The sequence below is a fragment of the Pseudomonas sp. BN415 genome (assembly GCF_029871195.1).
In the GTDB taxonomy this organism is placed as follows: Bacteria; Pseudomonadota; Gammaproteobacteria; order Pseudomonadales; family Pseudomonadaceae; genus Metapseudomonas; species Metapseudomonas resinovorans.
Window position 1 is genome coordinate 1 of sequence record NZ_SSOK01000036.1, and the last position, 10,924, is coordinate 10,924.

Genomic DNA, 10,924 nt, shown 5'->3' on the forward strand with positions numbered 1-10,924 from the left:
TCGGCTACGCGGTGGATGCTGGTGCGGTCGGAACCCCCTTCAGCGACAACGGAACCCTGGGGCAGGGCAAAAGCAGTGGCGGACAGGCTGGCGATGAACAGGCTGGCAAGGATTTGCTTTTTCATTTTCGGGCACCTCGGAGAGGGGGGTGGAATTCGTCTACGGAGCCCATGTTACTGATACGTTTTCGATCAAGAAGTGATCCTGCGTGATGGTTACCATCGACGCCGATGATAGTTATGCTCGTCCTATTAAAAACAACGCGTTACGACGTTTTTGAGCGGGCTATTGCGCAATCTGGAAAGCCTTTTTCCTTGAATTGGTATAATCGATTAAATCGATCAATGTGGGCGATAGCGTCTCTCCATCGTTCCCTCTGTTGTGTTTTTTCTCTTGCGGATAAAGCCGCGCAGTTCGCTGAGAATGGCGTGCTAGAGCACTTCCCGGACTGTTCGCGTTTTGCAAACACTGTTGTCGCCTGCCTTGGAATTGTTGGTTGCAGGTGCCGCTCGTAACGTTCACTCACCCACTACAACAACAAACGGTGAATGAGATGAGCACTGCCGCGTTCCGTACTGTCTTCGGCGCGCTCGACGACTATCGCATGGGGTCGATCGAGATCATCCAGGGCGAAGCCCGCCATTACGCTTTCTCCAATATCTTCGACGTCGCCCGCCGTTCCGCCCCCTACGAAAAGGTGGTGGTCGGCCTGAACCTCGGCTATGTCATCGAGACCCTGCGCGCCGAGGGCTCCTCTCCCTGGTACACCGCCGCCCACGACGAGTTCGCCATATCGGTGGACGGCGAGGTGCGGGTGGACTTCCTCAAGCTGGATGAGCCGCTTGCCGAAAGTGAGGGCACCCAGTTGGCCGGTGAGCAGCCCAGGGGCCGCCCGATGGGCTATGTCCTGCTCAAGCGCGGCCACCAGGCGCTGTTGCCGGCCGGCTGCGCCTATCGCTTCGAAAGTGCGCGCCCGAACGTGGTGTTGCTGCAGACCATCAAGGGACCGCTGTCGGTGGAGAAGTGGGCAGACATCTGCCTGAAGTGACAGCCCCGACCGACAACCAGAACAAGAGGACATCCACCATGGCCATGCTCGAAACCCTCGATACCTCCGCCAGCTTCGCCGCCGATGAAGTCGAAGCCAGCCTGCCCGATTCCGTTACCGGCTACCGCAGCTTCAAGCTGGGCGCCTTTACCCTGTCCCGTGACGAATACTTCGTGCGTATCCAGTGGCCGGCCAAAGGCCAGGAGCGCTCGCACCTGATTCCCGCCGATGCCTTCCTGCGCGCCACCATGCGTGATGTCGCCTGGGGCTTCTTCTACGGCTGGGTGAACTTCGACGAAGTGATCGGCACCCGCAACCACTACGGCAAGGTCGATCTCTACGCCGGCACCTTCAACGGCGTGCTGAGAACCGCGGGTGTGGACTACACGGAGCAGTTCGAGACGCCGAAGATCATGGCCACCTTCAAGGCCATCCTGCGTGACTGGACCAACGCCGGCTTCGACCCCTTCGCCGCGCCGGAGGAAACCGGCAGCGCCTTCGGACGCAAGAACGGCGACAACATCGAAGCCATCGAGCGCTTCCGCGTGGCCACCCGGCGCATGCCGGGCCTTCCGGATGATTCGCCATTACGCAACGACCTGCCGGTGAACCGCCAGTTTGTCGATGTGCCCCAGGATGAGCCGGAGATCCACGCTGCCGAAGGCTTCGAGGGCGAACTGCATGCCTTCAACCTCTACAAGTACCTGTCGCGCTCCGATGTGACCTGGAACCCCTCGGTCAGCTCGGTGTGCAAAGCCAGCCTGTTCTGCCCGACCACCGAGGAGTTCATCCTTCCGGTGTTCCACGGCAACGACCGCGTGGAGTGGTTCCTGCAACTCTCCGACGAAATCATCTGGGATGTGGCTGACAAGGACGACGGTGCACCACGCGCGCGCATCACCATGCGTCCCGGCGATATCTGTGCCATGCCTGCGGACATCCGCCACCAAGGCTACTCCACCAAGCGCTCCATGCTGCTGGTGTGGGAGAACGCCACGCCGAACCTGCCGCAGCGCTACGAGAGCGGCGAGCTGAAGCCCTACCCGGTGGAATTCTGATCCGTTCTGCTCCCTCTCCCTCTGGGAGAGGGAAGTACTTCACGTCATACACAGACGCCGCAGTTCGCCGCGGCGTCCGGAGAGCTTTTCCCATGCAAAACCAACTCTTCATCGACGGCCGTTTCGTACCGGCCCTGAAGGGCGGGACCATCGACGTCCTGTCGCCCCACGACGGCTCGCTGATCACCCGGATCGCCGCCGCCGAAGCCGAGGACGTGGAGCTGGCAGTGGCTGCCGCCAAGCGGGCTTTCCCGGCCTGGGCCGCACTGTCCGGCGCCGAACGCGGTCGCCTGCTGCTGAAGTTGGCGGACAAGATCGAAGAACACCTTGAGGAACTGGCGCAACTGGAGTCCCTGGATACCGGTCACCCGATCCGCGATTCCCGCAGCCTCGACGTACCGCGCACGGCGGCCTGTTTCCGTTACTTCGGTGGCATGGCCGACAAGATCGAGGGCGCGGTGATCCCGGTGGAAACCGGATTCCTCAACTATGTGCAGCGCAAACCCATCGGCGTGGTCGGCCAGATCGTGCCGTGGAACTTCCCGTTGATGTTCACCAGTTGGAAGATGGGCCCGGCCCTGGCCGCCGGCAACACGGTGGTGATCAAACCGTCGGAGATCACCCCGCTGTCCACCCTGCGCATCGCCGAACTGATGAAGGAAGTGGGCTTCCCCGATGGCGTGGTCAACGTGGTACCGGGCTACGGCCATACCGCCGGCCAGCGCCTGGCCGAGCATGAAGACGTGGGCAAGATCGCCTTCACCGGTTCCACCGCCACCGGTCGACGCATCGTCGAAGCCTCCCAGGGCAATCTCAAACGGGTGCAACTGGAGCTGGGCGGGAAGGGCGCCAACATCGTCTTCGAGGATGCCAACCTGGAGGCTGCCGTGAATGGCGCCGCCTGGGCCATCTTTCACAACCAAGGCCAAGCCTGCATCGCCGGTTCGCGGCTGATCCTCCACGAGCGCATCGCCGACGAGTTCCTCGAGCGATTCATCGGCCTGGCGCGTTCCATCCGCCTGGGCAGCCCGCTGGACCCGAACACCGAAATGGGTCCGTTGACCTCGGCCCAGCACCGCGACCGGGTGCTGGCCTACGTGGATATCGCCCGTGCCCAGGGCGGACGCGTCCTCAGCGGCGGCAAGGCGCCCAGTGATGCGGCATTGGCCGACGGCTACTACATCGAGCCCACCGTCGTCGAAGCCCAGCCGGATCATCGCGTCGCCCAGGAAGAGGTGTTCGGCCCCTTCGTCACCGTGCTGCGCTTTTCCTCCGACGAAGAAGCCCTGGCGATTGCCAATGGCACCCAGTACGGACTCGGCAGCGGTCTCTGGACGCGTGACCTGCAGCGCGCCCACCGCATGGCGGCGAACATCCACGCGGGCATGTGCTGGATCAACTGCTACAAACGCGTCAGCCCTGGCAGCCCCTTCGGCGGCGTCGGCCAGTCCGGCTATGGCCGCGAGATGGGCTTCGAAGCCATCCACGACTACACCGAGACCCGCTCCGTGTGGGTCAACGTGGACGCCAAGATCCCGCCCCATTTCAAGCGCTGAGGTCCACCATGAATCCCTTCATCTACCAAGGCCTGGCCTCTCGCGTGGTATTCGGCTGGGGCAAGCTGGAAACCCTGGCCGCCGAGCTGGACAAGCTCGGCGTCCGTCGCGCGCTGATTCTCACCACGCCGGAGCAGCGTCACCTGGGTGAGCGCGTGGCAGGCATCCTCGGCGAGCGTGCCGCCGGGGTCTATCCGCAGGCGGTGATGCACGTGCCGGTGGAAGTGGCCCGTGCCGCCCGTGAAGAGGCGGCCCGGCTTGGCGCCGACTGCTGCGTGGCCATCGGCGGCGGTTCCACCATTGGCCTGGGCAAGGCGATTGCCCTGGAGTCCGGCCTGCCGATCATCGCCGTGCCGACCACTTATGCGGGCTCGGAGATGACCCCCATCTACGGCATGACCGAGAACCGCCTGAAGAAGACTGGGCGCGACTTCCGCGTGCTGCCGAAGACAGTGGTCTACGACCCGCAGCTCACCTTGAGCCTGCCGACGGCCATTTCCGCCTGCTCCGGCATGAACGCCATGGCCCACGCGGTGGAAGCCCTCTATGCCCAGGACGCCAACCCCATCATTACTCTGATGGCGGAGGAGTCCATCCGCGCGCTGGCCGAATCCCTGCCGGGCGTGGTGGCCAACCCGGAAGACGCCGAAGCCCGCAGCCGAGCGCTCTATGGCGCCTGGCTGGCCGGTATCTGCCTGGGCTCGGTGGGCATGGCCATCCACCACAAGCTCTGCCACACGCTGGGCGGCACCTTCAACCTGCCCCACGCCCAGGCCCATGCGGTGGTGCTGCCCCATGCCGCCCACTACAACCGCGAGGCCGCCGCCGAACCCTTGCGCCGCGCGGCCCGAGCCCTGGGCGGGAAAGAGGCGGGTGAGGTCGGGTACCTGCTGTTCGCCCTTAATCAGACGCTGGGCATCCCGGCATCCCTCGCCGAGCTCGGCTTGCCCGAGGAGGGGCCAGCGGAAACGGCGGTGATCGCCTGTTCCAGTCCCTACTTCAACCCGCGGCCCTTCGAGCAGGACGCCATCGAAGCCATGCTGTTCCGCGCCTGGCAGGGCCTGCCTCCCGCGTGACGTTCTAATCCCTCTCCCTTCAGGGAGAGGGAACTTCCATGCCACTCGCCGTCACCGACCCAACGGGAACACAAGATGAACAACATCCCGCCTAACGAAGCGAAAATTTCTGCCCAGGCCGTCGCCGCCTTCGCCAATACGCCCAACCCGCGTCTGCGCCAGGTGGTGCAAAGCCTGGTTCGCCACCTCCATGCCTTCGCCAGTGAGGTGGAACTGACCGAGGGGGAATGGCTGGAAGGTATCCGCTTCCTCACAGACACCGGCAAGCAGTGCGACGGCATCGTGCGCCAGGAGTTCATCCTGCTGTCCGATGTGATCGGTCTTTCCATGCTGGTGGACGCCATCAACCACCGGACCAGTGACGCGGCCACCGAAACCACGGTATTCGGGCCGTTCTACATTGCCGGCATGCCCGAGCGCGGCCATGGCGAGAACATGGCCTTCACGCCGGGTGAACCGGCGCTGGTACTGGGGCGTGTGCTCGACGCGACGGGCGAGCCCATCGCGGGTGCCGTTCTGGATGTCTGGCAGACCGCCGAGAACGGCATGTACTCCGGGCAGGACCCGGATCAACCCCTGGCCAACCTGCGCGGTCGCTACCGTACGGATGAGGAGGGGCGTTTTGCCATCCGCACCATCATCCCGGTGAGCTACCCCATTCCCACTGACGGCCCCGTGGGGCGCCTGCTCCAGGCCAGCGACCGCCATCCGTGGCGCCCGGCGCATCTGCATTTCATGGTCATGGCGCCCGGTCACCGTACCCTGGTCACCCACTTGTTCAACCATGACGACCCGTACCTGGAGTCGGATGTGGTGTTCGGCGTGAAGGATTCTCTCAAGGTGGTCTATCAGCCTTGCCAGGCGAACCATCCACTGGCAGCCCGCCATGACATTGACGGGGCCTTCCGACTGGCCAGCTACGACTTCGTGCTGGAGCACGAAACCGCATGAGCCAGTACTTCGCCGTTTTCGCCACCGACAAGCCGGACCAGCTCGGCCTGCGCAACCAGGTGCGCCCGGCCCATCGGGAACATTTGCGTAACCCCTATCCACACAGGGTGGTGGTGCGCCTCGGCGGCCCCACCCTGGACTGCGGCAACGGCCGCATGAACGGCACCCTGCTGGTGGTGGAGGCCATGAGCCTGGCCGAGGTGCAGGCCTTTCTCGGTGATGATCCCTACGTACGCGCCGGGCTGTTCGAACACATCGAGATCCGCCCCTGGAACTGGGGGTTGGGCAATCCGGAGCTGCGCGGATGAACGCCCTCTGCACGTTGGACGCCATCACCGATGGCGGCGCCCTGGCACTGAACACCGAACTGGACGGTCGCGCCGAGGCGCTGGTGCTGGTCCGTCGCGGCGAGGATGTATGGGGTTACCGCAATCGCTGCCCGCATTTCTCGGTGCCGCTGGACTTCCGTCCCGGTGAGTTCAGTACTTACCGCAGCCAAGTGCTGATGTGTGCCCATCACAGCGCCCTGTTCCGCTTCGAAGACGGTCAGTGCATCGAAGGGCCCTGCGAAGGCAGCCGGCTGGACGCAGTGCCGGTTCGGGTAGTGGAGGGGAGGGTGATGCTCCTGCCGTAGGGGCAATGCACTCCGTAGCCCGGATGAAATCCGGGGAAATTCCAATCGTCGCTCCCGGATTTCATCCGGGCTACGAACGTGGATGTTTACTCGCCAAGCCGGCCCGTGGCCTGTCCTGGACGCCTGCGAGGGGCAGCTTCGCTACCCTTGGCGAATGAATCCGCCCCCGCAAGGTGTGCGACCTGCAAATGCGTGCCTTAACAAATGCCAATGCCCAATCCCGCCTAACCTGCAATAAAGGCTCATCGCCCCTCAATGGCAGCAAGAGATGAACCTGTTCGAAGACATGCGGGTATTCGTGGTGGTGGTCGAGGCCGGTAGCTTTTCGGCGGCGGCGCAGCGGCTGAACATCGCCAAGTCGGTGGTCAGTCGGCGCATGAGCGCGCTGGAGCGGCACCTGGAGTGCCGGTTATTCAACCGGACTACCCGGCGCCTCAGCCTCACCGAAACCGGACTGGACTATTTCGAGCGCACCCAGCGCATTCTCCGCGACCTGGTCGAGGCCGAGGAAGCCACCCGCAGTCTGCAAAGCGAACTGCGCGGGCGGTTGCGCCTGGCGGCGCCCATGTCCTTCGGCCTCAAGTACCTGTCGCCGGCGCTCAATGAGTTCATGCAGGCCCATCCGGGATTGGAGGTGGAGCTGGACCTGAACGATCGCTACGTGGACCTGGTCAACGAGGGGTACGACCTGACCCTACGCATCGGCCGCCTGCCCGATTCCACCTTGGTAGCCCGCGAGCTGGGGCCTTGTCCCCATGCTGTCTGCGCGAGCCCCGGCTACCTTGCCGAACATGGCACCCCTGAAGTGCCTGACGACCTGCGCGAGCACCAGTGCCTGGGGTACAAGAACCGCGCCAATAGCAGCCAGTGGCAGTTCCTCATGGGGCGTGAGTGGCGTTCGGTGACGGTGCGGCCGCGGCTGATCGCCAACAATGGTGAGGTGCTGGTGCAGGCCGCGGTGGATGGCCTCGGCCTGGTTTCGCTGCCGCGCTTCCTGCTGGAGGAAAACCTGGCCAACGGCCGGCTGGTGGAAGTGCTGCAGGACTTTGCGTTGCCCAGTTCGCAGATCTACGCGGTCTGTCCACCGGGGCGCCGTTTGCCGGCCAAGGTGCGGGCCTTCATCGACTTCCTCGTAGAACGCTTTTCTCGCTAGCCGCCGGGGACTAGGCTAGTGGCACTTTTCAGCAAACGGATAGTGCTATGTCCACCGAGATTCATGCCCAGTTCGCCGAAGCTCCCCTCACTGCCATCGAGGCCCGACTCGTCGGTAGCCTGATCGAGAAGCAGGCCACGACCCCCGAAGCCTACCCGCTGACCCTCAACGCCCTGGTGCTGGCCTGCAACCAGAAGACCAGCCGCGAACCGGTGATGAACGTCACCCCGGGCCAGGCCGGCCAGGCACTGCGCAACCTTGAGTCGCGCGGCATGGTGAAGCTGGTGATGGGCAGTCGCGCCGACCGCTGGGAGCAGCGTACGGACAAGGCGCTGGAAATCGTACAGCCGCAGTTGATCCTGATCGGCCTGCTGCTGCTGCGTGGCCCGCAGACCCTGGGCGAACTGCTGACCCGCAGCAATCGCATGACCGACTTCGACGACACCGAAGACGTCCGCCATCAGCTCGAACGCCTGATCGCGCGTGGGCTGGTGGTGTTGATGCCGCGCCAGGGTGGCCAGCGCGAGGATCGTTACATGCACCTGATGGGTGAGCCGGCGGATCTGGAGGCCTTGATGGAAGCGCGTGCCAGCCAGCCGGAACGTGGTGAGTCGCGTGTAGCTGCCGATGCGCGCATCGAAGAACTGGAAGCCCGGGTCGCCGACCTGGAAGCCCGCCTGGCGCGTCTGGAAGACCGCGGCGAGTAGATGAGTGCGGGGCGCCGGCTGTCCGTCGATGTCGCCCCGACGATTTCCCTGCGTGGTCTGACCTGCGATCCTGTCGCAACCGTGAAACACCGCCCCTGAGGTATCCATGAAGATCAGCTCGGACTTCGACAGCGGCAATATCGAAGTGATTGATGCCAGTAACCCGCAGCAGGTGCTGCTGGCCATGCGCCCGGACCTGAAGAGCCACCACTTCCAGTGGTTCCACTTCAAGGTCGAGGACATGACCCCCGGCCAGCGCCACGGCTTCAGCCTGACCAATGCCGGGCAGTCCGCCTACAGCCACGCCTGGGCCGGCTACAACGCCGCCGCCTCCTACGACCAGGTCAACTGGTTCCGAGTCCCCAGCAGCTTCGACGACAAGGGCCTGCACTTTGCCCTGGAGCCCACCCACGAGCAGATCTGGTTCGCCTATTTCGAGCCTTACAGCCGCGCCCGTCACGACTGGCTGATCAGCGAAGCCTTGGACAAGGCCGGCGCCGAGGTCGTGGCTATCGGCACGAGCATCGAGGGCCGCGAGATCCCGCTGCTGCGCGTCAGCCGCAACCCGAACGCCCAGCGCAAAGTCTGGATCATCGCCCAGCAACACCCCGGCGAGCACATGGCCGAGTGGTACATGGAAGGCGTGATCGAGCGCCTGTCGAAGCGCGGCGATGCCGAAGTGGAGGCGTTGCTGGCCAAGGCCGACCTTTACCTGGTGCCGAACATGAACCCGGACGGCGCCTTCCGCGGTCACCTGCGTACCAACGCCGCCGGCAAGGACTTGAACCGCGCCTGGCAGTCGGCCGACGACACCGAGACGCCCGAGGTGTTCTTCGTTCAGCAGCAGATGCGCAAAGTGGGCGTGGACCTCTTCCTCGACATCCACGGCGACGAGGAAATCCCCCACGTGTTCACCGCCGGTTGCGAAGGCAACCCCGGTTACACGCCACGCCTGGAAGCGCTCGAAAGCGAGTTCCGCCAGCGCCTGATGGACATGGGCGCCGAGTTCCAGACGAAGTTCGGTTACCCCCGTGACGAACCGGGCAAAGCCAACACCACCCTGGCCTGCAATGCCGTGGGCATGGCCTTCGACTGCCTGTCGTTCACCATCGAGATGCCATTCAAGGACCACGACGACAACCCGCACCCGCGCACGGCCTGGAACGGCGATCGTTCCAAGCGCCTGGGCAAGGACGTGCTGACGGTGATTGCGGCAATGGTGGACAAGCTGCGCTGAGCGCAGCGTAGCCCGGATGAATCAAACCATCCAATTACAAAGGTGCCACCGCGCTTTTCGTAATTGGATGGACTCGCCCTCGCCGAGGCGTCGAGCGCGCCACGGTGGCACCCTACGATAACCACCGACAGCGAGGGCAAGGCCATGCAAAAGCGTACGACGAAACCGCAAGCTGCACACCCGGAAACGCTCTCTCTGTGCACGACAGTCGCTGTTGATCTGGCCAAGCAGGTGTTCCAAATCGCCGGCGAAGAGGCGCACGGAGAGCTGGTGTACGAAAAGCGTCTCCAGTCGCGCGAGGCGTTCTCGAGGTTTTTGTACCAGATCGCCAAGGGCGCGACGGTCTTGCTGGAGACCGGGCCGGGCGCACAAGCCTGGGCAAGACAGGTGCAGGCCCTGGGTTGTCAGGTGCGCTTGTTACCCGCACAGCGAGTCGCCGAGCACCGCAGTGGTGCCAAGAACGATCGCAACGATGCGCAGGCGATCTTGCGCGCCGGACGCGATACCACCATCCATGCCGTACCGGTGAAAACCGTGGAGGCCCTGGCCATGCAGGCGGCGCATCGGGTCAGACAGGGCTACCTACGGCGCCGGACGACGCTGGGCAATCAAATCCGGGGGCTGCTGCTCGAGCATGGCCTGGCGATCCCGCAAGGCGCTGCAGCGCTCAGCGACCGCGTGAGCCGGATTCTGGAGGATGCCACGTTGCCGCTGCCAGACCTGCTGCGTGAGCTGATCGCCGATATGCAGGCGGAATGGCAGGCGCTGGAAGGCCGTCTCCTGCTGCTGACCAAACGGCTGGAACAATGTGCACGCGCGGACAAGACCGCCTCGCGACTGATGAGCGTGCGCGGGGTTGGGCCGATCATCGCCACTGCCCTGGTCGCCAAGCAGGTCAAGCCCGCGTGCTTCCCGAATGCACGCCAGTTCGCGGCCTACTTTGGCCTGGTACCCGATCAGCACAGCAGCGGGCAGAAGGTTCGGCTCGGCAAGATGAGCAAACGCGGTGATGGTTATCTGCGCAGCCTGATGGTCGAGGGCGCCCATGCGGTGCTCCGCACGCTCAAGGCTGACTCCGAGGAAGTGGACGACCGTCGGCTGAACCGCTGGATGCAGCGGCACGGACGCAAGGGGGCGGCCATACGTCTGGCCAACCGCAACTTGCGTATCGTCTGGGTGCTGCTGCAGTCGGACGCCCGCTACTGCCGTAATCCCTCTGTCCAACCGGGAGCAACGATAGCCGAATAGATCCCACGAGATCCCGCCACCGAGGCGCTGAGCGCCTCAACCGCTGCTGAGAACATTGACCCCAGGTCAGACCGTCGCGCGATGATGCCTGCCATCCTACTGGCCCCTAAGCCTCTTCGTAATTGGCACGGCGCGAGCTCAGACAATGTTGGCCCGGAGCCCCTTTGCGGCTCCCTTGCTGAGGCCTGATACATAGATGCAACCGGGTTTCTCTGTTCAAAGCGGGTTGACAGTAAAAGGCGAGTCCATACATAGG

The 10,924-nt window shown here is 64.1% G+C and carries 11 protein-coding genes; all 11 read left to right on the forward strand.

Annotation, left to right across the window (positions count from 1 at the left end; genetic code table 11):
• The first annotated feature begins 553 nt into the window (after positions 1–553).
• The 11 genes from E8F20_RS09895 (at position 554) to E8F20_RS09945 (ending at position 10,668) form a co-directional block, all read left to right on the forward strand.
• A complete protein-coding gene (locus tag E8F20_RS09895; protein WP_280283592.1) occupies positions 554–1,048 on the forward strand; it encodes a hydroxyquinol 1,2-dioxygenase in 495 nt (164 codons plus the stop codon).
• 38 nt (positions 1,049–1,086) lie between these two features.
• On the forward strand, positions 1,087–2,106 hold the full coding sequence (locus E8F20_RS09900) for a hydroxyquinol 1,2-dioxygenase (RefSeq protein ID WP_280283593.1): 1,020 nt from the start codon (positions 1,087–1,089) through the stop codon (positions 2,104–2,106).
• Between the two features lie 92 nt (positions 2,107–2,198).
• Positions 2,199–3,662, forward strand: a complete 1,464-nt coding sequence (locus E8F20_RS09905) for an aldehyde dehydrogenase family protein (protein WP_280283594.1) — start codon at positions 2,199–2,201, stop codon at positions 3,660–3,662.
• 8 nt (positions 3,663–3,670) lie between these two features.
• Entirely contained in the window at positions 3,671–4,738 is a 1,068-nt protein-coding gene (locus tag E8F20_RS09910) for a maleylacetate reductase (RefSeq protein ID WP_280283595.1), read from the forward strand.
• 75 nt (positions 4,739–4,813) lie between these two features.
• Positions 4,814–5,689, forward strand: coding sequence for an intradiol ring-cleavage dioxygenase (locus tag E8F20_RS09915; RefSeq protein WP_280283596.1), 876 nt, complete (start codon positions 4,814–4,816; stop codon positions 5,687–5,689).
• Positions 5,686–5,997: a YciI family protein gene (locus E8F20_RS09920; RefSeq protein ID WP_280283597.1), complete on the forward strand. Its 312-nt coding sequence runs from the start codon at positions 5,686–5,688 to the stop codon at positions 5,995–5,997. The genes E8F20_RS09915 and E8F20_RS09920 overlap by 4 nt, the downstream gene beginning before the upstream one ends.
• A complete protein-coding gene (locus tag E8F20_RS09925) occupies positions 5,994–6,323 on the forward strand; it encodes a Rieske (2Fe-2S) protein (protein WP_280283598.1) in 330 nt (109 codons plus the stop codon). Before E8F20_RS09920 ends, E8F20_RS09925 begins: the two co-directional genes overlap by 4 nt.
• Positions 6,324–6,591: 268 nt before the next feature.
• Complete coding sequence (locus E8F20_RS09930; protein ID WP_280283599.1) at positions 6,592–7,476, forward strand: LysR family transcriptional regulator; 885 nt, start codon at positions 6,592–6,594, stop codon at positions 7,474–7,476.
• Between the two features lie 47 nt (positions 7,477–7,523).
• Complete coding sequence (locus E8F20_RS09935) at positions 7,524–8,183, forward strand: DUF480 domain-containing protein (RefSeq protein ID WP_280283600.1); 660 nt, start codon at positions 7,524–7,526, stop codon at positions 8,181–8,183.
• Positions 8,184–8,289: 106 nt separating this feature from the next.
• Positions 8,290–9,420 carry a M14-type cytosolic carboxypeptidase gene (locus tag E8F20_RS09940; protein WP_280283601.1) on the forward strand — a complete coding sequence of 377 codons (1,131 nt, stop codon included), beginning with the start codon at positions 8,290–8,292 and terminating at the stop codon, positions 9,418–9,420.
• Between the two features lie 144 nt (positions 9,421–9,564).
• The gene (locus E8F20_RS09945) at positions 9,565–10,668 is read left to right on the forward strand and encodes an IS110 family transposase (RefSeq protein WP_280282091.1); all 1,104 of its coding nucleotides are present in this window, start codon (positions 9,565–9,567) and stop codon (positions 10,666–10,668) included.
• Positions 10,669–10,924 lie beyond the last annotated feature (256 nt).

What these genes read in the sequence shown, in the direction of transcription:
- E8F20_RS09895 (WP_280283592.1), top strand. Translation starts at nt 554, where the DNA reads ATGAGCACTGCCGCGTTCCGTACTGTCTTCGGCGCGCTCGACGACTAT.
- E8F20_RS09900 (WP_280283593.1), top strand. Translation starts at nt 1,087, where the DNA reads ATGGCCATGCTCGAAACCCTCGATACCTCCGCCAGCTTCGCCGCCGAT.
- E8F20_RS09905 (WP_280283594.1), top strand. Translation starts at nt 2,199, where the DNA reads ATGCAAAACCAACTCTTCATCGACGGCCGTTTCGTACCGGCCCTGAAG.
- E8F20_RS09910 (WP_280283595.1), top strand. Translation starts at nt 3,671, where the DNA reads ATGAATCCCTTCATCTACCAAGGCCTGGCCTCTCGCGTGGTATTCGGC.
- E8F20_RS09915 (WP_280283596.1), top strand. Translation starts at nt 4,814, where the DNA reads ATGAACAACATCCCGCCTAACGAAGCGAAAATTTCTGCCCAGGCCGTC.
- E8F20_RS09920 (WP_280283597.1), top strand. Translation starts at nt 5,686, where the DNA reads ATGAGCCAGTACTTCGCCGTTTTCGCCACCGACAAGCCGGACCAGCTC.
- E8F20_RS09925 (WP_280283598.1), top strand. Translation starts at nt 5,994, where the DNA reads ATGAACGCCCTCTGCACGTTGGACGCCATCACCGATGGCGGCGCCCTG.
- E8F20_RS09930 (WP_280283599.1), top strand. Translation starts at nt 6,592, where the DNA reads ATGAACCTGTTCGAAGACATGCGGGTATTCGTGGTGGTGGTCGAGGCC.
- E8F20_RS09935 (WP_280283600.1), top strand. Translation starts at nt 7,524, where the DNA reads ATGTCCACCGAGATTCATGCCCAGTTCGCCGAAGCTCCCCTCACTGCC.
- E8F20_RS09940 (WP_280283601.1), top strand. Translation starts at nt 8,290, where the DNA reads ATGAAGATCAGCTCGGACTTCGACAGCGGCAATATCGAAGTGATTGAT.
- E8F20_RS09945 (WP_280282091.1), top strand. Translation starts at nt 9,565, where the DNA reads ATGCAAAAGCGTACGACGAAACCGCAAGCTGCACACCCGGAAACGCTC.